At 26.5% G+C, this 24,593-nt stretch carries 23 protein-coding genes and 1 pseudogene; 17 read left to right on the top strand and 7 right to left on the bottom strand.

All coding sequences use genetic code 11. The features are described from left to right. The coding region (locus E6A48_RS01425) for a hypothetical protein (protein WP_219708218.1) at positions 1-401 on the top strand (401 nt) is incomplete at its 5' end. A gap of 10 nt (positions 402-411) precedes the next feature. Next, complete coding sequence (locus E6A48_RS01430; RefSeq protein WP_219708219.1) at positions 412-1,089, top strand: DUF4145 domain-containing protein; 678 nt, start codon at positions 412-414, stop codon at positions 1,087-1,089. A 161-nt stretch (positions 1,090-1,250) separates the two neighbouring features. Here the strand turns inward: E6A48_RS01430 and E6A48_RS01435 are convergent, their stop codons facing one another. Further along, a complete protein-coding gene (locus tag E6A48_RS01435) occupies positions 1,251-1,499 on the bottom strand; it encodes a DUF2442 domain-containing protein (protein ID WP_219708220.1) in 249 nt (82 codons plus the stop codon). Between the two features lie 2 nt (positions 1,500-1,501). Further along, a complete protein-coding gene (locus E6A48_RS01440) occupies positions 1,502-1,756 on the bottom strand; it encodes a DUF4160 domain-containing protein (RefSeq protein WP_219708221.1) in 255 nt (84 codons plus the stop codon). 197 nt (positions 1,757-1,953) lie between these two features. Between E6A48_RS01440 and E6A48_RS01445 the strand changes: the two genes are divergently transcribed. The 3 genes from E6A48_RS01445 to E6A48_RS01455 are packed head-to-tail and all read left to right on the top strand — an operon-like array spanning position 1,954 to position 6,557. Continuing rightward, on the top strand, positions 1,954-3,312 hold the full coding sequence (locus E6A48_RS01445) for an alpha-amylase family glycosyl hydrolase (RefSeq protein WP_219708222.1): 1,359 nt from the start codon (positions 1,954-1,956) through the stop codon (positions 3,310-3,312). Positions 3,313-3,318: 6 nt separating this feature from the next. Then, positions 3,319-5,718: a GAF domain-containing sensor histidine kinase gene (locus E6A48_RS01450; protein WP_219708223.1), complete on the top strand. Its 2,400-nt coding sequence runs from the start codon at positions 3,319-3,321 to the stop codon at positions 5,716-5,718. A 35-nt stretch (positions 5,719-5,753) separates the two neighbouring features. Continuing rightward, entirely contained in the window at positions 5,754-6,557 is an 804-nt protein-coding gene (locus E6A48_RS01455; protein ID WP_219708224.1) for a hypothetical protein, read from the top strand. Positions 6,558-6,576: 19 nt separating this feature from the next. On the opposite strand, the gene mtaB is transcribed toward E6A48_RS01455, so the two are convergent. Both mtaB and E6A48_RS12070 read right to left on the bottom strand, forming a co-directional pair. Further along, positions 6,577-7,824: a tRNA (N(6)-L-threonylcarbamoyladenosine(37)-C(2))-methylthiotransferase MtaB gene (gene mtaB, locus E6A48_RS01460; protein ID WP_219708225.1), complete on the bottom strand. Its 1,248-nt coding sequence runs from the start codon at positions 7,822-7,824 to the stop codon at positions 6,577-6,579. Next, positions 7,811-7,879, bottom strand: a pseudogene (locus E6A48_RS12070) (hypothetical protein); the annotation flags it as partial. The pseudogene E6A48_RS12070 and the gene mtaB, both read right to left, overlap by 14 nt. 128 nt (positions 7,880-8,007) lie before the next feature. Here E6A48_RS12070 and ftsZ point away from each other — a divergent pair. The 4 genes from ftsZ to E6A48_RS01480 are packed head-to-tail and all read left to right on the top strand — an operon-like array spanning position 8,008 to position 13,139. After that, positions 8,008-9,795 (top strand): cell division protein FtsZ, encoded by a 1,788-nt coding sequence (gene ftsZ / locus E6A48_RS01465; RefSeq protein WP_219708226.1) that lies wholly within the window; start codon positions 8,008-8,010, stop codon positions 9,793-9,795. Positions 9,796-9,808: 13 nt separating this feature from the next. Beyond that, complete coding sequence (locus tag E6A48_RS01470) at positions 9,809-11,704, top strand: tetratricopeptide repeat protein (protein ID WP_219708227.1); 1,896 nt, start codon at positions 9,809-9,811, stop codon at positions 11,702-11,704. 9 nt (positions 11,705-11,713) lie between these two features. Further along, positions 11,714-12,331 (top strand): dephospho-CoA kinase, encoded by a 618-nt coding sequence (gene coaE, locus E6A48_RS01475; RefSeq protein ID WP_219708228.1) that lies wholly within the window; start codon positions 11,714-11,716, stop codon positions 12,329-12,331. Beyond that, positions 12,282-13,139 (top strand): SPOR domain-containing protein, encoded by an 858-nt coding sequence (locus tag E6A48_RS01480; RefSeq protein ID WP_219708229.1) that lies wholly within the window; start codon positions 12,282-12,284, stop codon positions 13,137-13,139. Before coaE ends, E6A48_RS01480 begins: the two co-directional genes overlap by 50 nt. 72 nt (positions 13,140-13,211) lie before the next feature. Here the strand turns inward: E6A48_RS01480 and E6A48_RS01485 are convergent, their stop codons facing one another. Further along, positions 13,212-14,099 (bottom strand): SPL family radical SAM protein, encoded by an 888-nt coding sequence (locus E6A48_RS01485; RefSeq protein WP_219708230.1) that lies wholly within the window; start codon positions 14,097-14,099, stop codon positions 13,212-13,214. A gap of 137 nt (positions 14,100-14,236) precedes the next feature. Here E6A48_RS01485 and E6A48_RS01490 point away from each other — a divergent pair, with 137 nt between their 5' ends. Beyond that, entirely contained in the window at positions 14,237-15,235 is a 999-nt protein-coding gene (locus E6A48_RS01490) for a glycosyltransferase family 8 protein (RefSeq protein ID WP_219708231.1), read from the top strand. A 20-nt stretch (positions 15,236-15,255) separates the two neighbouring features. Here the strand turns inward: E6A48_RS01490 and E6A48_RS01495 are convergent, their stop codons facing one another. Then, positions 15,256-15,750 (bottom strand): glycosyltransferase family protein, encoded by a 495-nt coding sequence (locus E6A48_RS01495; RefSeq protein WP_219708232.1) that lies wholly within the window; start codon positions 15,748-15,750, stop codon positions 15,256-15,258. A 15-nt stretch (positions 15,751-15,765) separates the two neighbouring features. Then, entirely contained in the window at positions 15,766-16,161 is a 396-nt protein-coding gene (locus E6A48_RS01500) for a glycosyltransferase (RefSeq protein WP_219708233.1), read from the bottom strand. Between the two features lie 155 nt (positions 16,162-16,316). On the opposite strand from E6A48_RS01500, the gene E6A48_RS01505 reads away from it, so the two are divergent. From E6A48_RS01505 to E6A48_RS01535, 7 genes are all read left to right on the top strand, one after another. Continuing rightward, complete coding sequence (locus E6A48_RS01505; RefSeq protein ID WP_219708234.1) at positions 16,317-18,470, top strand: ATP-grasp domain-containing protein; 2,154 nt, start codon at positions 16,317-16,319, stop codon at positions 18,468-18,470. Positions 18,471-18,480: 10 nt separating this feature from the next. Then, positions 18,481-19,506 (top strand): hypothetical protein, encoded by a 1,026-nt coding sequence (locus E6A48_RS01510; RefSeq protein WP_219708235.1) that lies wholly within the window; start codon positions 18,481-18,483, stop codon positions 19,504-19,506. Positions 19,507-19,508: 2 nt separating this feature from the next. After that, a complete protein-coding gene (locus tag E6A48_RS01515) occupies positions 19,509-20,870 on the top strand; it encodes a tetratricopeptide repeat protein (RefSeq protein ID WP_219708236.1) in 1,362 nt (453 codons plus the stop codon). A gap of 105 nt (positions 20,871-20,975) precedes the next feature. After that, positions 20,976-22,154, top strand: coding sequence for a DUF3298 domain-containing protein (locus E6A48_RS01520; protein WP_219708237.1), 1,179 nt, complete (start codon positions 20,976-20,978; stop codon positions 22,152-22,154). 98 nt (positions 22,155-22,252) lie between these two features. Then, a complete protein-coding gene (locus E6A48_RS01525; RefSeq protein WP_013243495.1) occupies positions 22,253-22,561 on the top strand; it encodes a hypothetical protein in 309 nt (102 codons plus the stop codon). Positions 22,562-22,573: 12 nt separating this feature from the next. Beyond that, positions 22,574-23,011 (top strand): tetratricopeptide repeat protein, encoded by a 438-nt coding sequence (locus tag E6A48_RS01530; protein WP_219708238.1) that lies wholly within the window; start codon positions 22,574-22,576, stop codon positions 23,009-23,011. Next, positions 23,011-24,593, top strand: a 1,583-nt coding sequence (locus E6A48_RS01535; RefSeq protein WP_219708239.1) for a tetratricopeptide repeat protein, incomplete at its 3' end; no start/stop codon positions are given. The genes E6A48_RS01530 and E6A48_RS01535, both read left to right, overlap by 1 nt.

Consider the following 24,593-nt stretch of genomic DNA (forward strand, 5'->3'; position numbering starts at 1 on the left):
TAACGAATATTAATGATTTAAAAATAATAAGTGATGATTTTTTATATAAAAAAGTGATAATAGAAAATAATCCTACTTTTTATAATAATCCAAGTATTAATGTTTCTCCAACTTTTAATAATGATATTTCAAATGAAAATAATAATTTTAGTAATATTGAAACTTATAGTAAATTAAGTTCTTATATAAAAAATAGTACTAATATAGAAAATAAAACTGAAATATTAAATCTTATTAGAGAACTTGAAGAAGCAAAAGATGATGAAAATAAAGAAGATTATATTGATAAGTTTTTAGAATTGTTAGAATTATTAGGGAATGTTTTACCAATACCACCTGCCATAATTAAAGGTGCTAAAACAGCAAAGAAATTTTTTGATGCTATAAAAAATAATAATTAAAGGAAACTATATGCAAGAAAAACCAATTGCCAATCCAAATTCTATTTCTGGAATATGTCCTCATTGTGGTATTTATATACAATGGAATTGGGAAGCATTTGCTGAATATAGTAACGGTATAGATATGTATGCTCATTATTATGGATATATTGCAAGATGTAATGACTGTTATGAATATGTTATTTACTATAAAGGAAGAATGTTATATCCTAAAAATATTTTACTAATAAATCCTAATTCAATTTTTAATGATTATCCTAAATCAAAAAAATTATTTATAGAAGCTGTAGAAGTTTCCCCAATATCTCCAAGAGCTGGTTTAACTTTATCAAGAATGTGTTTAGAGGCTTTAGTTAATGATATTTTAGAAAAACATAATGAAAAGCCTAATAAAGATTTTAATAAAAATATAGATAAATTATTTGAGTTAGATATAATTACTTCAAAGATTAAAGAATTATTATCTAGTGTTAGAATTATAGGAAATAAATCAACTCATAATTTTAATATTATAGATACAGAAAATGAGCCAATGGTTGATGATTGTATTACGATTTTAGAATTTATTAATAGAGTATTAGAACACATTAGAACTACATCAGAAGAAAGTGAAGAATTATCTATTTTAGAAAGAAAGTTAAAAGGTGAAAAGATAGATAATATTGAAGATGAAGAATGTCCTTTTTGATTGTTTAATGTTAGATAGTCGCTTGCCGAAAACTTATGCTAATCTAATATGCGATAATGAACCGCACACTGGTACATATTCTACAATATTAAACTATGCCGTGCGGAAAGCCCGTATGGCGAATACTGCTACAGCTAGTAGGGCGTTAGATAGGCGAGTAGTTAGCTAGGCGAGTAGCCGTAATACAAAGTGTTGCATGATATATCTAAATCATCATTCCAAGATATACCATATCCGCCAACATCTACTTTTACAAGATTAAATAAATTTCTATTCTTCAAAATTTCAAACTCTTTATGTTCAGAGATTAGTTTTTTTATATCATAATATTTAATTTCTTCATTTTCAAATATTATCTCTAAAATAAGATTATCCAAAGCTTTAACATTTTTTATTTTATGGAAAGTCATAATTACTCCAAAGGCTCTAATTGTTTAAAGTTTTGAGTCTCCCACATATTTAAAAGTTCGTCTTTATTATCTTTAGCCCATTCTAATACAAGAGAATATGCTTTATTAGGTAAATCACCTTCTATCATTTTTAATTCATTTATATCAATAACTCCCACATATTCACCATATATAGCGTGAAAATGCGGAGGATTATGTTCTTTCTGCTGAAAATACATTTTAATAATGATACCATAAAATCTTGATATAACAGGCATTTTTAAGTCCTTATTTTTTTATTAATTTTAACATATAGATTGTGTTTTTACAAATGGTTTATTGTTTTTTAATATAGTAAGGGTAATAGATGTTTTTATTATTCTGAAATACTTCGATATAAGCAAAAAGCCTCCTTTTTTCTTTAATAATAATAATTATTAGTTGTATTTTTGTATTAATTTTATATAATATATACATGAATACTTCTATTTACAATCTATTTCCTCCTCTTTTGGGGCACATCTCCAACTGGTATAAGCATATTGATAGAATTAAATACATGGGCTTTGAATGGATTTATATAAACCCTATTACATATCCTGGCTTTAGCGGTAGTTTGTACGCTGCGAAAGATTATTACAAATATAATGAAAACTTCTTTTCAAGTGCTGAGGCTAATATTGCTGAAAAAGAATTAAAAGATTTTTTGAAATATTGTAAAAAAAATAATATTAAGGTTATGATAGATTTAGTTATCAATCATTCTTCGAAGGATAGTGTATTAGTTGATGAGCATTTTGAATGGTATTTGTTAGATGATGAAGGTAAATTAAAATCCCCTGGTGCTTGGGACAATGGAGTGTGGATTGAATGGGGCGATTTGGCTAGCTTCAACAATGAAAAGCCTGAAGATGGTGATAATCCTATTTGGAGCTATTGGAAAGAGTTAATACTTCATAATTTGAGTTTAGGTTTTGACGGGTTTAGATGTGATGCCGCTTACAAGGTTAATAAAGATTTGTGGATATATCTTATTGACATTGCTAAAACTAAGAAAAAAGATACTGTGTTTTTTGCTGAGAGTTTAGGCTGTTCTATGGAAGATACATTGTCTTTGATTGAGGCTGGATTTGATTATGTGGCAAGCAGTGCAAAGTGGTGGGATTATGAGTCTGAATGGTTTATAGAGCAGTATGATTTGGCTAGAGAAAAGTCTAAACAAATAGCTTTCCCTAGTAATCATGATACTTTGAGGCTTATTAATGAATATAACGGTAATATATGGCAAGTTATGCAGAGATTTTTGTTTACTGCTATAGTTTGCGATATGTGGATGATAACTTTGGGCGATGAATACGGCTTTTATAATAGATGCGATGTTGTAAAAGGTAATGAGTTTGAGAATATTAGCTATGATTTAAGCGAGTTTATAAAAGATATTGGTAATTATATAAAAAATAATGATATACTTGCTAATTGCGGTAAAATAGTGTCTATTGATTTGCAGGAGAAGAAGCTAATAGAGGAACTTAAAAAGAAACTAGAAAACTCACAAGAAGAAAATAATATAAATAATGATAATGAAGAAGAAGAGAAAAAAAATCCTCTAAAGCGTTTTTATAAATATAGCCTAGATGAAAAAGATGTTGTTTTAATAGTAATTAACACAAGTGCAGATAAAGAAACTTTAGAAATAGATAAATACAATATAATAGAAGATATATCATTTAATAATAGAGTAAATAATTTTGAAAGCGGCGTAGTAGAGTTTTTGCCTTATCAATTAAAGATATTTAAAGTGGTAAAAACTATTAGTTATAATTTAGAAGGTTAATTTGTTATGTCAGAACATAAATCTATAGAAACTTTTTTTAGAGACTTATCTATGGGTCTTCTTTATATGGAAAACACCTATGAGATAGATAGGGTTGTGGATTTTTTTTTGGAACAGGTTTGTACTTTTTATGGATTTGATTGCGGAGAGGTTTATTTTTCTAAAGGGGATTATTTAATACTTAGGGGAGTATATGGCATTGACAGGTATTATGTTTGTAAAGTTGATTTCCCTATAGCAAAAAACAGAATAGAAGAGGTTTTATATAAGCAAAAGAGATATGTCGGCAATAATATGAATATTAGTGAGTTTGAAGTTTTTAATGATTATTCTTCACTAATGGTTTTGCCTATTTATTTGCATAATAATCCTTTAGGTTTAATTGCTTTTAGAAATAGAGAGGATAAAAGAGAGTATTATAAAACTATATTAGAAGATTTACTTAATATAATAGGTCATTTTGCAGTATATGCCAATAATGTTTTACAGAATGTTACATATAAAGAGAAAGATAAACAATTAAAATTACTTAGAGAGCTTTATATAAAATTAAGCGATATAGACCAATTTGATTCTAATCTAAAAGGCATTTCAGAAGATATAGCAAATATATTTAGTTCGAGCAAAGCATTTATGATGTTTAGCTATGATAATAGTAGTAGATTTGAAACTATATCTAAATATGGTTTTGATGATAATTTTGATTGTACTATTTTTGAGAAAGAAAATCATATATCTAATTGTATAAAAGACGGTAAATGTTTTATTAATAATATAGCAAAGACAGAATGTGCAGAAAGGTTTATAGGTATTATTAATAGGTCTGTGTTATTTAATAGAGTTATGATTAGAGAGGGTGTTGATGTTTATATTGTAGTAATAGATAGAATTCCAGATGCTGTTAATCCATTAGGTGATTTTGATAATGAAGATGCTGGATTATTAAAACCTCTTTTATTAAACATTTCAAGTAGGGTATCAGAATATTATAATATAGTAGAATTGAGCAAAGCTAATGAAAAAAATATGCGTCATATGTCTCGTTTAAACACATTATATGATATGAGTAATATTTTAGTAGAGCGTTCAAAGACAGAAGATATATTATTTTTACTATTGACTATTACAACAATAGGAGATGTTTTTGCTTTTAATAGGGCATTTGCTTTTCTTTATGATGAGGGGTTTAATGTATTTAGGGGTCGTATGTGTATAGCTCCTAAAGACGGAGAAGAGGCTGCTTATATATGGAATGATATGAAAAATATTGATAAGTATGCTTTAAGAGAGAAGATAATGCTTTCTTTTAATATGAATAGTATTAAAGCTTCTTGGGATTTGAATCAGCAGTTTATTAATACTGTTATACCTAATAATGAAAATTGCGAGTTATTTTTTGAGGTTTTTAAGACGCATGATACTATTAATATTACTAATATAAATGAAGATAATAGAGTTGAACAATTAAGGCAGTATACAGATTTATTTGGTAATTATCCTTTTGCTATTATACCAATAATGAACGCTAGTAAATGTATAGGTATGATATTAGTTGATAATCCTTTTAATAATAAAGCTATACCTAATGATGACTTAGATTATTTAAAGATGTTTGGCAGGCAGGCTGCTGTTGCTTTAGGGTATTCATATCTTTATAATGAACTTGAAAAGAATAATAATGCTTTAAAGACTGCCGAGAAGACTTTGTTTGATATGAAGAGTTTGGCTATTATAGGGGAGATGAGTTCTTCTATGGCACATAATTTGAGGAATTTTATTGTACCTATTGCAGGGTTTGCTAATAGACTTGTGAGAGTAAGTACTGATGAAAATATCAAGAAATATGCTCAGATTATAGCCGATGAAGTTGAAAATTTAGAAAATTATATTAGAAAAAATTTATCATTTGCTAAAAGTATTAATCTAGAAACAGAAAAAATTAAAATAGAAGATATCATTAAATATATTACTATTATATCTAATGAATACATAAAAAAGAGCAATAAAGATATAAAATTCTATGCTCATAATTTCTGTAAAAAAGATATTGTGTATTGGGATTATGATAGAATGAATGAAGTTATATTTAACTTGGTTGTTAATGCAATAGATGCTATATCAGATGAAAAATATGCTATTATAAGTGTATTGTTTAGTAATAATTTATATAATGATTCAATGATAGATATAATAGTAGAAAATACCAATTCTTATATTTCAGATGAAACTATGGAAAATATTTTTAAGCCGTTTTTTACTACAAAAAGTCATGGTGTTGGTATTGGTTTAGCTATATCAAAAAGAATAGTAGAAGCACATGGTGGCAGTATGAATGTAAAAAGTATTAATACTCCATTTGAAGCTACTAGTTTTACTATTACAGTTCCTGAGGTTTTAAATAATTAATAAATATATTCCGATAATAGTATTGGAGTAAGTTTATGGCAAAAATAAGTGAAGTAGCTAAGGCTGAATGTGTTAGAAGACAAAACAAATATAAAGATTTACTTTCTGTTGTAGAATCTAAATTAAATAAGTTAGAAAAAGAAATATCTACTATAGATGATGAATTATTGGCAGCATATAAAAAGATAGATTTAGCAGTTTTATATATTAATGCTTCTTCATTAATAGCAACTTCATGTTATGTGGCAATAGATTCTATAGATGTGAGGTCAGAAAATCAGCTTAACGATGGAAGAAGATATATTAACAAGGCTATTATTTTACTTGAAGAGGCTTTGGGAAATCATTCTGATGATTCGCTTTCATTAAATGAAAATATACATGAATACTTAAAAGACAAGCTTAATGATGAATGGAGATATAAGTTTATATGTTCATTTGGTTATGTTATAGACTTTTTTAAGTATTGTTATGGTGAAAACTCAAAATGGCTTCAAAATTTTTATGAGATAGAATGGCGTTTTGCTTTAATATCAAAAAATATAATAGATTTCAAAAATTATATAAAAGAGTTAAGCCCAGATGTAGAAGGATATATTTATAGGGTGAAACTTATGAGATTATCAAAATCTTTATTATCAACAGCAGCAGAACAGCATAGAACAAAATATGAATTAAAAGAAAGAAGATTAGATGATATGAAAATAGCTCTCAATTTAATAGCTGCTTTAAGAAGAATAAATGTATATCTCAATGAAACAGAAGAGGCAGAATCACAGAAAAAGATTTATGACCTTTGGAAAAAGAAAATGGACGACGACATCAAAAAAATGTCTTGATAGGTTTTTATATATTATTTCACTCTGCTATTATAATATCATCTTCATATTGTAAAGATTTTACAGTTATAAGCTCTTTTTTATTTAAGGCTTTATTACTTTTGAACTTTACTTTTAAATATTCGCCGCTTGTGCCTATATAATAATTATTCTCCAAAACCTCTTCAACAATAACGTCTAATTTTCTACCTAAAGCATTATTATAATAATTATCTTTCATTTTGTTGTTTAATTCATTTAAAAGTTTTGCTCTTTTTAATTTTCTTCTATATCCTATTTTATTTGGCATTTTTGATGATGGTGTATTTTCTCTGTCTGAATATCTAAACACATGCATTTTTATAAACTTTGACTCTTCGCATAAATTGTATGTATCATTAAAATCATCATTTTCTTCTTCTGGAAAGCCAACCATTACATCTGTGCTTATTGCCATATTGGGATTAACTTTATATAGTTTTTCTATAGAAGTTAAATATTCTTCCCTTGTATATCTTCTGTTCATTAATTTTAATATTTTGTTGCTTCCAGATTGCAGAGGTATATGAGCATGAGGACATAATACATCTTTATTTTTAAAAAGGTTTATAAGCTCATCATCAAAATAAATCGGTTCAACAGATGAAAGTCTTATTCTAATGCCGTATTTAGAAGAATGCTCTAATATATTTTTTAGTATATCAGCAAATTTTATTTCGTTGTTATAGTTGTAAGAACCTAAATTAAGACCTGTTAATACTATTTCTTTATAATTGTAATCATTAGCAATTTTTATAGCCTCATATATTTTATTTGGCTCAAGGCTTTTATGTTTGCCGCGTACTCTCGAAACTATACAATAACTACAAAACACTTCGCATCCATCTTGTATTTTTAAATATGCTCTGCTTTGTTCCTGTGGGAAAAATATTGGAGATTTTATTTCTTTGTTTGTATCTTTTTGTATAGTATTAAATATAATTTGTGCTGCTTCTTCTTTATGGTCATTATTAATTGTGATAATATTTTTATTTTCTGTAGTAAAGCCTTTTTTTGAAACATAACAGCCTATTAAAAATATTTTTTTTTGTTCTATATCTTCCAATTTTTCTAAGTAGGACACTAATTTTTTATCGCTGTCATTTGTTACAGTGCATGTATTAATTGCTATAGCATCTGCTTCTTTTAGTGTTGTGATATTTGCTCCCATATTTTTTAATTCGTAGGCTATCTTTTCGCTTTCGTATTGATTTAGTCTGCATCCGAATGTGTGTATATGTATATTCATCTATTTCTCTCTTTATTAATAAAAAAACTCTATTTATTTTTTGTTTATAAATAATAACAAATTATATAATAACATATTTTTTTATTTTTACTACTTGCAGAAAATTTTAATTATGTTAATATAATTATGTTTAGTAAAATGCCGATAATATCTTTATATTAAATTATATTCAGTGGAGTATATATGGATAGTAAGTATCGTATAGAATTAGATGAAAATTCCAAAGGGAGCATGGCAATGAATTCTTATAATAATCTCTCATCATTAGACACAGTAATAAAAGTTATAGGTGTCGGTAACGGCGGATGTAACGCCATAAACAGAATGATAGCTGAAGGATTAGAAAATGTAGATTTTATAGCTATGAATACCGATGCTCAGGCACTATCTCGTTCTAATGCTCCTACTAGAATAGTTTTAGGCGACAGAGTTACACAAGGTTTAGGTGCAGGTACAGACCCAGAGAAGGGTGCTGAAGCTGCTAGAGAAGATGTTGCTAAAATAGAAGAGATTGTAAGCGGTGCTAATTTAGTATTTATTGCAAGCAGTTTTGGAGGCGGTACTGGTACAGGTGCTAGTCCTGTTGTGGCAGAGGCTGCTAAAAAGGCTGGTGCTTTAACTATTGGTGTTGTAACTAAGCCTTTTGAGTATGAAGGAAGACTTAAAATGGAGCGTGCCGAGGCTGGCATAGAAAAAATGCTTACAGTAGTAGATTCGCTTATCATTATACCTAATGAAAACCTTTATGATATGGTTGATATGGATAATTATAAATATGAAGAGGCTTTGGCTGTTGTTGATGATATACTACGTCAGGGTGTTCAGGGTATTTCTGATATAATTACACAGGTTGGATTCATAAATGTGGACTTTGCCGATGTAAAAACTATGATTTCTCTTTCTAATGGAAGGGCTCATTTGGGTATTGGTATTGGTAAAGGTGATGACAGACTTCACAAGGCTATCACTAATGCATTTGAAAATCCGCTTTTGGATGTTGCTAGTATTAAAAATGCTAGAGGAATACTTGCTAATATTGTTTGTCCTAAAGATTTTGGTATGAAAGAATATAGAGAGGCAAGCAAAATTATCAATAACTATGCTAATGAAAATGCTAATATAAAAATTGGTGTTTGTACTAAAGAAGAAATTAAAGATGAAATTATTGTTACAATAGTTGCTACTGGTTTTGATAATAACTCTAATAATAACGATGATAAAAAAGTAGAAGATAAAGAATCTAACACTATAAAAGATGATAAAGTAAATGATGTTTCTAATGAAGTAAAAAATAATAATATAGAAAATAATTCTAATAATGTTCAAGAAACTCAAAAAAGCGATTTTGTTGTTGATATAGAAGAAAAAGTTAATTTAGATGATGCTAATATAGAAGCAAATACAGAAAATCTAGACGAGATAAAAAGTAGCAAAATGGACGCTATTATAGGAAATTATATAAAAAACGTAAAAAATGTAGAAAATAATATAGAAACAGAGAATAATGATGATATTTCAAATAATAAATATGTTATCAATTTTAAAAATAAAATACAAGAGATGAAAAAACCTGTAATAGCTAAAAGCGGCTTTAGCAGATTAAATCTTGAAAACGAATTAAAATCAAATAATTTAGATATTAATTTATCTAGCGATAATATATTGAATGATGATAATGTTGCAGAGGAATATGAAGAAGAGTTGGAACATAGTAAAATTAGCAGCATAGAAAAAGTGGAAAATAAAGATTATAGACCTATGGCAGCAGTAGAGCTTAATAGTGTATTAGAAGATGAAGTTAATACAGAGAGAAAAGCTATATCTCCTTTTGAGATTATGCCTGAAGAGGAGATGCAAAAACATAATAATTTGGGAGCTAAATTGCCGTTTGCTGATGAGAGTGTGGATACTGATTATGAAAAACCAGCATTTCTTAGAAGACAATTGCAGGTGAGAAATATTAATAGATAAAAGGGTTGCAGCATTGAATATATATAAAATTTTTTGTTTATTTGTTTTAACAGTATGCAGTGCTTTGGCACAGAGTTATGATGATGCTTTAAATCTCTATAATAATAGAAATTATGAAGCATCCATCTCTGTGCTAAATTCTCTAAATATTAAACCTAGTAATATCAATGAATATCTTTTGCTTATAGATAATTATATAAAACTTCAAAATTACACTATGGCTCAAACTCTTATAGATGATGCTTATAGATATCATTCTAAAGATTATAGAGTTTTGGAAAGAAAATTAACTATAGAACTTTTAAACAATAAAAACAATGAAGCAAGAGCTACAATCAATCAAATTAAAGCATTAGACAGTAAAAATTATCTTGCTAATTATGCTGAAGGTGTATTGAGCGAAAGAGTAGGCTATTATAAAACTGCTATGAGCTTATATGAAAGGGCTATGATAATAAACAGAACTAGAAGTGAAGCTCCTATAGCACTTGCATATTTAAAGCTTGCTAATGGTGATAAAAATACTGCTTTAGATTTATTTAACCTTAATATAAAAAACAACCCTAGAATGGCTGAGTCTTATTATAACTTAGCTAATTATTATTATATAACAGGAAATTATAATGCATCTTTAAATGAAATAAAAAATGCTTTGTATTATTATACAAATTATAATGATGCTAAAATATTACAGGCAAATGTTTATATGGCTTTAGATAGATATAATGATGCTATAGCTATATTGGAATATTTACCAGAATCAAGTTTTAAAGATGATACTAAAAATTATTATATAGGCAATGTTTATGAGAGGGCTAATAATTTCTCTAGTGCTAAAAATGCTTATATAAATTATTTAAGAGTAAAACCTGAAGATGAGCTTGGAAGACTAGCTTATGAGAGGGTTTTATTTAATACTAATCCTCAAGCTGATTATGAGAGAGATAGAGCTGCTTTATATTATGCTAATAAGGCTTCTTACTATACAAGACTTGCTGATAAAGTTCGCTCTCAAGCATATTTAAAGCATATGTTAAAATTAAATCCTGCTAATACTTATGCAAGACTTATGCTTTCTGATGTTTATAAAAGAATGGGGTTAGAGGAAAAGGCTTTAGAAGAATTAGAGATTGCTAAAAATGTTAATCCTACTAATAAATCTATTGTTTATAAATATGATAGTTATAAAAGGAAATTAGATAAAAATATAATATCTAGAACTTGGGGAATAGATAATCAGTATAGTCTAGAAAAGCCTGGTTTTACAGTTGCTATAGCTGATACTATCAATATACAAAAAGACAGCCCAATGTTTTTAAATACTGCATTATATCAAACATTATCTTATGTACTTCCTCAATACGGCAGATTTAATGTTGTAGATATTTATAATACTTATTATTCTGAGAGAGATTTATATCAAGAATTAAAAAGAAGAAATGCTGATTATTATTTAAGAGGCTCTACATTTAGCGGATATGATAATATTACTTTAATGCTTGATTTGGTAGATGTTAATACAGAGAGAGTTGTTACTAATTTTACTATTACTACCAGAGGCAGAGATAAAATGATGACTGCTGCTGTTATGGCTGGAAATGTTATTAATAATACAGTGCCTTTCTATTCTAAAATAATTAAAATACATAATGACAATATATATATTAATGCAGGTAAACTTCAAGGCTTAAGCAATAATATGAATATGATGATATATAATACAACTAAAGCAGAATTAAATATGACTAATGCCGAAACTATTGCTATGGCCAAAGTAATAACAGTTGATGAGAATGTATCTTTAATTAAACTCATAGATAATAGAGCTTTAAGCAAAATTAATATAAATCAAATAACAGTTCCTTATGTTACTAATACAATAAATACAAATATTGCTGCTGTTAATTAATAATTATTTATGAGAAACATTATAGGTGTATATGGTCTTATCTGTTCTGGTAAGAGTTCTTTTTCTAAAATGCTTGCAAAAGAGCTTGATGCTTTTTATATAGATGCTGATAAGCTTGGTCATGAGGCTTTAGAAAATAAAAAAGATATTATTGTAAAAGAGTTTTCTGAAATTATATTAGATTCCAATAATAATATAGACAGAAAAAAGCTTGGAAGCATTGTATTTTCTAATAAAAAAAAATTAAAAAAACTTCAGGATATTACTTATTCTTATATAGAAAAAAAGATAGAATATTTAGTAAATTCCACTGATAAAGATGTTGTTATAGAAGCTGCTTTAATTATGAGAAGCAATATTTATAAACTTTGTAATAGTTTAGTTTTTGTTAATGCCAAAACTTCTAGTATCTTAAAAAGAATGCAAAAAACTAGAAACATATCAGAGCATCATGCAAGAAAGATATTAAAAATGCAAAGAGATGTAAAAAATAAGAAACTCGATGCCGATATTATTGTTAACAATATGAGAGATTATAATCATTTAGTAATTATATCTCGAAAATTAGGATGGCATTATGGAAATGAATCAAAAAGAAAACATGGAAGAAAGAGATTATTCTACTAATAATCATCACAAAAACAAAAGAACATTATATATAGTTAATTTTACACCTATAAGACTATTGGTATTTTCTGTAAGTGCCGCTAGTTTAGTATTGTTTATATTTGTTATAGGTTTTCATTTGGGGTCTTCTAAGGTTAGCTATGCTTCTAATAATAGTGCAGAAGTTTCAAGCGATATACTTATGAGAGAAAATAGCGGTGATTTAGATACTACTGATACTTTGGCTATGGCTAATGGTTTAAATACTCAAGAAAACATTATGCAAGAATCTAGTATTGTTGATTCAAATGTTGTTAATTCAGAAAATATTGAGCCTTTAAATAATAATGCTTCAAGCGTAAGCAGTATTATTAGAGAGGGTGTATCTTCAGAAGACAGATATAATGAATATACTAAAAATCTAGCTTCAGAACTTGATGCTATTAATGCAAACATTAAAGGAGAAGAAACTCCAAATTCAACATATACACCTCCCGAGCAAATGATAGCTAGTGTAAAACCTATAGAGAAAAAAGAAGTAACTACAACTGTACCATATACTAGAAGCTCTTCTCAAGATTCTATTTATTTTATACAAGTAGCAGTTGGTTTTGATAAAGATAATACATATTCTGTAAGAGATACATTAAAAGCAAAATATCCAAAAACTTTCATAAAAGAAGAAGTAGGCTCTGACGGAAAAACTATGTATAAAATTAAAATAGGAAGATATGAAACTAGAGAAGATGCTCAGAAGGTTTTAGCTGAGATTAAAAAGAATCCTGTTTATAAAGATAGTTATATTTATTCCGATAAGAAAGTAAGTTAATATTTTAAAGATATCCTAAAAGTTATTGTTAGTCCCCTTTTGAAGTTAGTGCTTTGAGAGGGGATTAATTTTTTAAAATAAAAGCATTTCTTCTTCTTGTATATTAATTTTCTCTTTATGGAGTTCTTCTCTTGATTTGTATGATATATTATATTTCTCTTCTAATGCTTTTATTTTTTTATACATTTTCTCTTTGTATTCATCTTTAAGAATGCCGTTGCTTCCATAAATATATAAATATTTTTTGTAATAATTTGGAAAGTTCTCTCTAACGAAGTTTAAAAATATTTTTCTGCATTCTCCGCAAAGTTTTAATGCATCAGCAGCACAGCAATCTATATCGCATTCTTTTGCCGTTTTAAAAATATTTTCTAATTCATCTTCTGTTATGAAAGGCATTACAGGCATTGTATGAATTGCAACTGTTGCTTTTGTTTTTTTGAATTCTTTTAATATTCCTAATCTCTTTAATGGGCTTATTACATTAGGCTCTATAAGTGATGATAGTTTTTCATTTAATGTTGTTATAGTAACAGCTATTCTAACTGGCACTATATTTGAAAGCTCATCTATCAAATCAAAATCTCTTAATATTAAATCACTTTTTGTAGATATGCACATTGGAGTTTTATATCTTATAAGAAGCTTTAATATGTCCCTCATGATTTTATAATCTTTTTCTGCATCTTGATAATTATCAGTAACGCTTCCCAAATTAATAATATCTCTTTTCCAATTTCTTGATGATAACTCTTTTTCTAATACTTCAGCAATATTCTTTTTTACAAATATCTCGCCAAAAAAATCTCTTGAGTTAATATATTTATGAGAATAGACAGCAAAGCAGTAGTAGCATTTATGAATGCAGCCTCTGTATATGTTTAAATCATAACAGAAACCGTATTTATTATTTATTTTATTTAATGCTGATTTACAGTTAATTTCTCTATATTTAATCATTTATTATAATCTCTGTATAAAAATATTGTGTTTATTATAATACTGTATATTTATATTATGTCAATATATATTTGTGTTTATGTATTAAATAATATATAATTTTTTAATATTATAAAACATTTTATAAGGTGACATATATGAATGAAATAATGAATATATGCTTAATTTCAGATAATAATTTTGTAAACTATTTATCTACTTTAATAGTTTCAATATTAAAAAATTCAAATGATGAAGAAAAGTTTCATTTTTATATAATAGAAGTAGATATTACAGAAGAAAATAAATCAAAGATAAAACAATTAAAAGAAATAAAAGAATGTGAAATAAGTTTTTATAAATCAACTAATATAGAAAAATATAAAAATATAAGTAATATAATAAAATCTAAACATACATGGCATAGCTGGCATTATAGTGTATTTTTAAAATTGGATATACCTTTTTTGTTTCAAAAATTAGATAAAATTTTATTGCTCGATGCTGATTCTATAATATTAGACAACATATATGATATATACAATTCAGATATATCAAATTTATATTGTGCTCCACAAATATTTGTTGCTCAACTTCCAGAAGAATTAAAGAACTGGTTGAGAAGTATTGGTATAAAAAATCCTGATAAAGAGTATTTAACTAGTGGAGTTTTATTATTTAATTTAAAAAAAATAAGAGAGGAAATAGGGCTAGAAAATATAGATAAATTAATTGATGAATGTGTTTATAAATATTCAGATATTATATATACAGAAGAACATATACTATATTTTTTATTTAAAGATAAGATAAAATTTATTGATTTTGGTGTTGATACTTATGTGAAAAGTGGAGATAAAAATAGAAAAGTTAAGATAGTTACATTTTATTTTGCTGGGGCTAATAATAAACCTTTGACTAAAAATTATATGGGTAGAATAAATTTATATTATAATAAATTTTGGGAATATTTTACTTTCACTCCATTTTTTAAAGATAATATATTTGAATATATGAATATATTTGCTATGAATAAATATAAAGGCATATTATACAAATTAATAGATAAAATTGTTTGGTATATTCCTATAAGAAAATTAAGATATAGGACAAGAGAAAAAATGATTAATAAAGTAAATTCTATGATTGATTTTTAAAAGACATTATTAATAACTTTTTATATACGCCACATAAAACCATATTTTTTACCTATTTTTATTCTAAGTTTTTCTCTTAATCTTCTTGATGGTACCCACCACAATATTTTATTCCATTTTTCTTTTTTACTTTCTATATATAGAGAGTTATATTCTACACCGCCAAGCTCAATCCATTTTTTATTGTTTTCATCCCATTCATAATACGGGCTCATTTCCCAAAATTTACCAATAGCATGTATTATATATACATTATCTAAATTATTATAGTTTCCTGTATAATTATAAACATTATCTAAAACACCAATATCTAAATCGAACTCCTGAATAGCACAATTAATAACAAATTGATCGCATGCTATAATTTTTTCACAGTATTCATAACACCATTTTTTTATTTCATCAGCATTTTTAAGTTTATTAGTGATTAATATTACTCCAGCATTAAAAATTTTTTTATTTAAATCATATTTATTATCAGTATAATTATGCACAAATTTTTTTAATTTAAGCATTTCTTCTAATCTATTTTATTCATTAACCATATAAATACTTTTTTCATTAAAAGAAAGCATAGGTGCTAAATCTTTTTTTATAAGTGTATCGGTATCTATATATAATAATTTTTCATAATCTTTAATTAAATCAAAAGCTTCAAATCTAGCGAATGTCATAAAACTCCAATTAGAACCCGGAACAGAGTTTAAAAAAGATTTTGAGAAAGGATTTTTAAATTTTTTTATAATAATATTTTTATGTATTTTTTCTAATATTGTTTTATTTTTATCATTAATAGTATCAACTAACAGTATAATATCATAATCTTTTTCATCTAAAGAAAAGTATTTTTTAAATCCTATCAAAACATTTCCTACAGCAAACATTTGATTTTCGGTAGAGCATAATAATAAAGCAAATTTTTTCATAGTATAGTCCTTTTTTATTTATGTAATAATAACACAAAAAATATTAGTGTCAATTTTATAGATATATAATTAATAATTTTCTTTAGTAAGTTTAATATATTTCGATACAGTTAATGGATTATTTTAAATTAGATAAATAAAGGCAATTTTTAATTATGAAAGGTAAAAGAATTATCATAATAGGAGCTGGACTATTACAAGTTCCGGCAATACAAATAGCCAAAGATATGGGATTATATACAATAGTATTAGATTATAATAAAGATGCTCCGGGAATGAAGATAGCAGATTATCCTATAATAGCATCTACAAGAGATGTTGATGGAAGTGTGAGGGTTGCTAGGGCTTTAAGTAAAGAGATGGAGATACATGGAGTTATTACAGTAGGAACTGATGCTTCTAGTACTGTTGCTGCTGTTGCTAATGCTTTAGGGCTTCCGGGAAATAGATTTGAAGATGCTTATGCTGCTTCAAACAAAATAAGAATGCGTGAGAGATTTAAGAAAAATAATGTACCTCAGCCTAATTTTTTCCCTGTATGGAATTATGATGAGGCGGTTGAGGCTTATAGAAATTTGACTAAGCCTGTTGTAATAAAGCCTGCTGACAATATGGGGGCTCGCGGTGTAATGAAGGTGTCTGATGAAAAAGATGTACTTAATGCTTTTAATAGGGCTAAGAGTGCTTCTCCTTCGGGTGAGGTTATAATAGAAGAGTTTATGGAAGGACCTGAGCTTTCTATAGACATGCTTATTTATAATGACGAGATATATGTTACAGGTGTTGCTGATAGAATTATAGAATATCCTCCATTTTTTATAGAAACTGGGCATATACTTCCTTCTGCTTTAGAACAAGAAAAAATAGATGATGCAATCAATGTAATGAAAGCTGGTATAAAAGCTTTGAATTTAAAAATTGGTGCTGCTAAGGGAGATATAAAAGTAACCAAAAACGGTGCTATGGTAGGGGAGATTGCGGCAAGACTTTCTGGTGGGTTTATGAGTGCTTATACTTATCCTTTTGCCACTGGTGTAAACTTAATTAAAAATGCAATAGAGATAGCATTAGGTAATCCTCCTAGTGATTTAAAGCCTAAATGGGATAGAGTTTCTGTTGAGAAAGCTTTTTTACCTGGTACAGGAATTATTGAATCTATAGAAGGTTTAGAGAATGCAAAAAATATAGACGGCGTAAGAGAGATATTTATTAAAACAAAGGTTGGTGATATATTAGTTTCTCCTACAAGCAACCTCGATAAGGCTGGAAATGTTATAGCTGTTGCAGATACTAGAGATAAAGCTATTGAAATTGCTAATAAGGCTATAAATGCTGTTCATTTTAAGCTAACAGATGAAAAATCTCTCACAATAGAAGAAATTAAAAAAGTATCAAAAGAGAAATTATCTTCAAAACATAATGTTGATTATTTGTTTAATGAAAATAAAGATACAGGCTTGGAAAATTATTCTTTTTCTCCAAGCATAATACATAATGATGATAAAGATGTTAGTTTGCAAACTAGTATATTTAATATGCATTTATCTCAGCCTATTATAATAGATACCATTCATAACCTTCCAGAAGCTTTAGATGGTATAATGGATATAAAAGAATATTATAACATCACTATGGATATAGCTTCAAACTCTGAAATACTTGCTATACTTAATGATTTTAATAATGATGAAATATTTAATTTAGCTACCCAATCTATCAAAGAGCATAAAAGAGGAATTATTATGATTAGCGGTAATAATTCTCAAGATGTTATAATGAGAAAACTTAAAGAGGCTCAAAAAAGCGGAGCTTGTGCTGTTGGAATAGATTTGTCTTATTATTATAATAATACTGAAAATAATATACATCTAAAAACTCATAAAGAAATAAATTATATTCAAAAACATTTGGATATTCCTCTAATAGTAAAAGGCATCTCTAATGAAAAAGATATAGTTAATAATAACTTAAATAATGTATATTTTTCTAATAATAATAAGTATTCATTAAAAGGTATGAAAAAAGTTTCCGATACTATTAGTAGCGTAGCTTTAAACTTGCATAAGAATAAAACGCAAATTAATATTTTGGCAGAATCACCTAAATATGGCGGAGAATTATTTAAGTATTATGCTTTAGGTGCTAATGTTGTTTGTGTTACAGAAGAGAGTTTTATTTCTATCGTAAGTAAAGGCAGAAAAGGACTTGAATATATGATTTATTCTACTAAAGAAGAATTAGAAAGAATGATGAAAATATTCGGATTCAATAAATTAAAATATGATAATACCGTATGGTGCAAAAATTAGGTAGTTATTTATGGAAGTAAAAGAAATTAGCTTATCAAAATCATACCTTTATGGTTTTTTTGCTGCTATGATAAGCACTTTAATATATAGTGCTATAGCAATACCTATTTATATATTACTTATCTCTTCAAACCCTAATAACTTTTTGGTTTATTTGCTTTATACTTTGGATATTTGGGTTTGGATATGGATATCTATGTCTATATTATATGCTTTTGTTGTAGTGTTTATATTTTCTGCCAAAGAGCATGAGGCTAATTTGAGAAAAAGTATAGGAAATATTTTGTTTTTTGTTGTTACTTCTATAGTAATGCTTCTTTCTTTAAGCTATATACCAGAGATACAAAAAATATTATATAGACAAGAATATACTTTCTATAGCACAATATTATCTCTATGCTTATTTTTTATGGCTATATTTTTATCTTATAACATAAGAAATATTATATTATTTATGTATAATTTAATATTATTTAATTTGGGATATGAAACTAGTAATTCTTCTAATAATTTATCTGGTGAAGCAGAAAAAACTAATACTTTAGAATATGAAATATTTAATAATACATTAAAAACGGTAATATCATTTTCACAAAGACATAATTATGCTATAGGTATAATGGCATTTAATATTTCTAATGCTAATGATATAATAGAGCATTATGACAGACTTGGTTATTACAAGATACGCAAAGATTTGGTTGCTTTTATTAAAAGAGAAGCTAGAGCGGGTGAGAGTCAATGTTTAATAGATGATGATATTATATATATAATAGTATATGCTAATGAAGAAGAGGCTTTGAAGATTACGAAAAGATATTTAAAGATGCTTCAAAATTATAATTTTAGCTATAATGGTGATAATATAGATGTAAAAGTGTCTATGGCTGTTAGCGGATTTGATTTTGCTGATAATAAGGCTAATAAAATATCAATTTTTACAGTTAAAGATAATTTAACTGATAAAATAAAAGAAGCTTTAAGGGAATCTAAAGAAACAGAAAGCCCTGTTATAGTTTATCAAAAAGGAATATAATAGTGGAAGTTTCAATAATACTTATAATGATGCTAATAGTTGTATTGGGAGTTGCAACTAATTTTATTGTAAAGAGTGGTTCTTATCCTGCCAAATTAAAACGCATTACTCAATTTTATGAAGATGGTAATGTTGAACTTGCAATGAAAGAAATTAATGAACTTGACCCAAAATTTAGAAAAGACCCAATTATATTATGGTATAGTGCCAATTTATATTATAAGCAAAATCAATATATATTGGCTATGGCAGCATTACAGTCTATGTTGGACGGGGCTTATTTTACTAAAGATATCACAGAGTTAAAAGTACGTGAGTTCTTGGCTAATATTTATGAAGAAACTGGAAACTCTAAAAAGGCTTTAGATGAATATGATTATATAATAAAAATAAAAAATCAGGATTATGATTCTTTGTATAAAGCAGGACTTATATCCTATCAAAGCGGTGAGTGGATATTGGCTCAAAAATATTTATCATTGGCAGCTACTCGTAATGATAGTAATCCTGAATTATTATATATGCTTGCTTATTCTTATTATAAAATGCGTAGCTATCATGCAGCACAGCAAAATATTGAAAAGGCTATAGCATTAGATTCTTCTAATTATAATTATCATTTACTTTATGGAAGAATATTATCTGCTTCTAGAGATTTCCAAAATGCAGTTAAAGAGCTAGAAATATCTTATGACAGTAGTTTTATGGATAATAAAGATAGTATATCATTGGATTTAGCTAATTCTTATTATGAACTTGGAGATTATGATAAGGCTAATAAATATTATAGAGAAGTGCTTACTAAAGATAATGTGGCAAATGAAAAAGTTGTAGATGAAAGATATAGATATGCTGAAACTTTGGTTAAACAAAAACACTTTGAAGAAGCTGTTAAACAGTGGGAGATAATAAAATCTGTAAGAAATATATATTTGGATGTTGAACAAAAATTAAAAACTTATAGCTCTATTATAGCTAATAATGCATTTAGAACGGCATTAGAAATGGATGTTATTGATTATTTGGAAAAACATTTCTATAGAATATTAACTTTAAATGGATATATTGTAACTGACCATACTAAAAAGTCTGATAGTTTAGTTTTCTTTGTTACTATTAAGAAATTTGGTTCTGAAGGTCAATCATATAAAAGCACTTTTGCTTTGGATACTTCTGGATATCCTATGCGACAAAATACTGTAGATGAGTTTATGGATTATGCTAGGGCATATAAGAGTGCTCACTCATTCTTAATTAGTATAGGTGATTTTGCTCCTAATTTGAAAGTTGATGATACTGTGATGATTATAGAGCCTGAAAGATTTGAAGCTATTATTGAAGGTGTTATATCATTTAGCGACTAATTATTTTTTTATAAGACTTTATATTGCAAAAAAAATTATAAAAACTCTTACTTGCAAAAAAATGAAAATATATTATTCTTTTTTTAAAAATTGTTTGGAGTTTTTATGATTAAGAAAGTATTATTATTAGTTTTATTTTTATTTGTTGCTTGCAATAATAAAGATAATTTAGATAAAAATCAAGAAAATACTGAAAATATAGAAAATAATTATATAGATACTAATCAAAACGCTTTATCTGAAACAACAACTACAACAACTGTTAAGAGTGATGGTGATTATAATGAATGGTTTTCACCTTATACTTTTATGAAAAATGATAATGGCTCCATGGCTCAATTAGCTTTGAATGATATGGTGTTGCCAGAATATAATATTGCTCAATTTAGATTTACTTATATAGATGAAAATTTAATAAAGACTTATTTTTATTCTAATGCCACTATTGATAATGATGGAGCTGATATGTATGCTCAGTCTGATACAGGCGATACAATAAGAGGCGATTATTATAATAAAAACTTTACCATTACAACAAAAATAGATGAAGTAGAACTTAGTGCTTCAGATTTTATTTCTGCTGTATCATACAATTATTTATACACGAACTCATCTCAAAATGATTCTCTTGGAAATGGTTCTACTTTCTTTTATAAAGATTCTATATTTGTGCTTATTCCAAGCGATACAAATAATTTAGAAGTTTATGATAAAATAACTTTGGATATTAATAATAATATTGATAATATTGTACGTGATGAAACACTATGGTTAAAAAATGAAACTCTTCCTTTATTTGAAAATGCTATGAGTGATTTTTATAATGACTGGTATACAAACTCAGATTTTAATTATGAGTATATAGGAGGCAAAGATATATTATATTTTAATGATACAACAATATCAATAAATAGCTTTTCTTCCATCTATATGGGAGGAGCTCATGGCGTTTATAATAATACATCTTTAGTTTATTCTCTTAAAGACGGAGAGAAAATTTCAATTACAAATTTAATAAAAGATTTTAAAGATGAAAAATTGCGTATAAGTATGAAATCTAAACTTCTTTCTATAAGTGATAGAACAGAAGAAGATTATTTAGTTCCTCTAGATGAAATAACTTTAGAAGATACTAGTTTTTATGTATATAAAGACGGTATTCACTTTGTATGGCCTATTTATACTATTACGGCATATGTTCAAGGTGAAACAGAAATAGTTTACTCTTTTGATGAAATAAGACCTTTTGTAAACGAAGAGTATTTATATATATTAGAAGAATGATAGTTTTGTATGTAGTATAGCTTATGAACTTGACTTTTAATAGTAAATTTGCTATACTGTATTCATAAAACAATATAATTAATTTATGGTAAGTATTTATGACTGAAGAACAAAATGAACAATCTCCAGAGTGTGGAGGTATTTATTGTGCTAATTGCAGGTATTGTGTACTTTTTAGAAAGGCTAGCGGAATAGACGGCTCACAATATTTGCTAAGAGTAAAATGTACTCAGGAACAATGGCGTAAAAAACTTGGTGAAGAAAAAATGTACAAGTATTTTACAGTTGCTAGAAGAACTGTAGAAAAATGCGATGATTATAAGGATATGGGCGATTTAAGAAGTTTCCTAAAAATCTTACGCAAAAGTTTGCCAGTACGCGATGAAGTCTATTCTATAAAAAAATAGTGGATTTTGTTGGTGAAAAAAACTTATTATTTATTGCTTATTTTTGCTTTATTCTCCATATCTTGTGCCACAACTGTACAAGTGGATGCTGAAGAAAGATACCCTAAAATTATAGCAGAAAAAGCTTATACTGAATTTAATAATAAAAGATATAAAAATGCTATAGCATACTATCAGTATATCATAGACAATTTTGATAGAAATAATTTCGCTAAAGATGTTTCTTGGGCATATTATGAGATTGGTTTCTGTTATTATTATCAGAATAAGTATGAAGAGGCTATAGATTATTTTAATATTGTTATCAATGATTTTGCTGTTTTGCCTCCTAAAGTATTAGCTCAAAAAGTTATGCAAGATATATATACAAAAAAACCTAAATTAAAACCTATTGAAACAGTAGAAGAAGTAATAATTGATGAAGATGTTGAGCAAGTAGTGGAAGAATAATGAAAAAAATTGGTATAATTCTAAGATTGATACTAAGCTTTTCTATTATTAGTATTATTTCAATATTTTTTATATTTCTACTATATAATATATATACTAGGGGAGAGGGAAAGGTATATGACTTACCTGTATATATTTTTGTTTCGCTTCTTATATATAAAAATTTTATCCCTTTTATTATAGCTTTAAGCGTATATTCGGCATTTTTTAAAGGTTATTATTTACCAGGATTACCAATATCTAGAATTATTGCTATACCTATTGCTTTAATAGTTGTATTAACTACATTTTTTGCTTTTTATGATTATTTCTTAGCTGATAAGTTAATATATGCATTAAAAGAATATAATACAAATAAAGATTATAAGCATTTCAATCAGTATAAATTATCTCTTAAAGAATATGAATATCAAAAAGCTCAGCAAGAATTTGATAATGGTAATTTGAATGAGGCAGAGAAGCTAGCTAGAAACGCTTTAATATATGATAGAAATGATGGAAATATTTTATTGTTATTAAAAGATATTGAAAATAAAAGAATTGAGTTAGAAGAGATTCAAAATACTGATAGGGCTACTTACGTAAATAATTTGCTTTCTCAAGGTTCTAGAGCATTTAGTCTTTCAAATTATAATCTTGCTAATAGATATTATACTGATGTGCTTAAAATTGATAGGTATAATCCTTTAGCTATTTATTATCTTAATAAGATTAGCATTATACAAAATAATAAACCTCTATATATTGGTAAAAACTTTTATGAATCATTGGCATATGGCAAACTTGCAGATACTATAGAATTATATAGAACTGGAAGTTTTTGGAAAGCATATAGTAGTATATCTAATTTGTATGTTAATTATCCTAATATAAATGAAATTAAAACTTATTATTCTTTGATAGTTGATAGCATTAATAGATATGATTTTTTTATAGATAGGGCACATGAGATTAGAAAGTTTTTTATTGATGACTATTATTCTATAACAAATACTACTATGCTAGAAAATAATGGTATTACTTTAATGCTTAATAATAATACTATGCTTTGTGCTCTTTATAGTATTTTCTTTGGAGAGTCATTATATTTATATGATGTGTCTATTATTAATTTGGATAATCAATTAAAGGCTACAAATAAAGTAATATATAAATATGGTAAAATAACTGATTCATTCAATAATCCAGATATGAAGAATATTATTTTAAAAGCAAAATTTAATGATTTAAATAACACTTATGATAATAGTAATATAAATGAAAATGTTATTTCTATTAATATATCTGATAGTGCTATAAAAAATATTAAAGATTACACGTTTAGAATATTAGGTTATACAGGATTAAAAGATATTATAAGTTTGAAAACTGAGCTTCCTTCTTTTGGTTATTCTAATGATATTATTTTTGATGTTTTATTTAAAAAGATTTTATCACCAATTTATTATTTACTATTATTTATAATAATAGCATATTTCTCATTTAGATATAATATTTATATTAAGAAAGATATTTCTTTTGGTATTACTCATAATTTAATAGGTATTATTGGTACTATATTGTTTGTATTACTATATATTAT

The organism is Brachyspira pilosicoli, assembly GCF_019402445.1.
GTDB classification, from domain to species: domain Bacteria; phylum Spirochaetota; class Brachyspiria; order Brachyspirales; family Brachyspiraceae; genus Brachyspira; species Brachyspira pilosicoli_B.

Excerpts from the sequence above, each read along its gene's own strand:
- E6A48_RS01430 (WP_219708219.1), top strand. The coding sequence starts at position 412 with ATGCAAGAAAAACCAATTGCCAATCCAAATTCTATTTCTGGAATATGT.
- E6A48_RS01435 (WP_219708220.1), bottom strand. The coding sequence starts at position 1,499 with ATGACTTTCCATAAAATAAAAAATGTTAAAGCTTTGGATAATCTTATT.
- E6A48_RS01440 (WP_219708221.1), bottom strand. The coding sequence starts at position 1,756 with ATGCCTGTTATATCAAGATTTTATGGTATCATTATTAAAATGTATTTT.
- E6A48_RS01445 (WP_219708222.1), top strand. The coding sequence starts at position 1,954 with ATGAATACTTCTATTTACAATCTATTTCCTCCTCTTTTGGGGCACATC.
- E6A48_RS01450 (WP_219708223.1), top strand. The coding sequence starts at position 3,319 with ATGTCAGAACATAAATCTATAGAAACTTTTTTTAGAGACTTATCTATG.
- E6A48_RS01455 (WP_219708224.1), top strand. The coding sequence starts at position 5,754 with ATGGCAAAAATAAGTGAAGTAGCTAAGGCTGAATGTGTTAGAAGACAA.
- mtaB (WP_219708225.1), bottom strand. The coding sequence starts at position 7,824 with ATGAATATACATATACACACATTCGGATGCAGACTAAATCAATACGAA.
- ftsZ (WP_219708226.1), top strand. The coding sequence starts at position 8,008 with ATGGATAGTAAGTATCGTATAGAATTAGATGAAAATTCCAAAGGGAGC.
- coaE (WP_219708228.1), top strand. The coding sequence starts at position 11,714 with ATGAGAAACATTATAGGTGTATATGGTCTTATCTGTTCTGGTAAGAGT.
- E6A48_RS01480 (WP_219708229.1), top strand. The coding sequence starts at position 12,282 with ATGGAAATGAATCAAAAAGAAAACATGGAAGAAAGAGATTATTCTACT.
- E6A48_RS01485 (WP_219708230.1), bottom strand. The coding sequence starts at position 14,099 with ATGATTAAATATAGAGAAATTAACTGTAAATCAGCATTAAATAAAATA.
- E6A48_RS01490 (WP_219708231.1), top strand. The coding sequence starts at position 14,237 with ATGAATGAAATAATGAATATATGCTTAATTTCAGATAATAATTTTGTA.
- E6A48_RS01495 (WP_219708232.1), bottom strand. The coding sequence starts at position 15,750 with ATGCTTAAATTAAAAAAATTTGTGCATAATTATACTGATAATAAATAT.
- E6A48_RS01500 (WP_219708233.1), bottom strand. The coding sequence starts at position 16,161 with ATGAAAAAATTTGCTTTATTATTATGCTCTACCGAAAATCAAATGTTT.
- E6A48_RS01505 (WP_219708234.1), top strand. The coding sequence starts at position 16,317 with ATGAAAGGTAAAAGAATTATCATAATAGGAGCTGGACTATTACAAGTT.
- E6A48_RS01510 (WP_219708235.1), top strand. The coding sequence starts at position 18,481 with ATGGAAGTAAAAGAAATTAGCTTATCAAAATCATACCTTTATGGTTTT.
- E6A48_RS01520 (WP_219708237.1), top strand. The coding sequence starts at position 20,976 with ATGATTAAGAAAGTATTATTATTAGTTTTATTTTTATTTGTTGCTTGC.
- E6A48_RS01525 (WP_013243495.1), top strand. The coding sequence starts at position 22,253 with ATGACTGAAGAACAAAATGAACAATCTCCAGAGTGTGGAGGTATTTAT.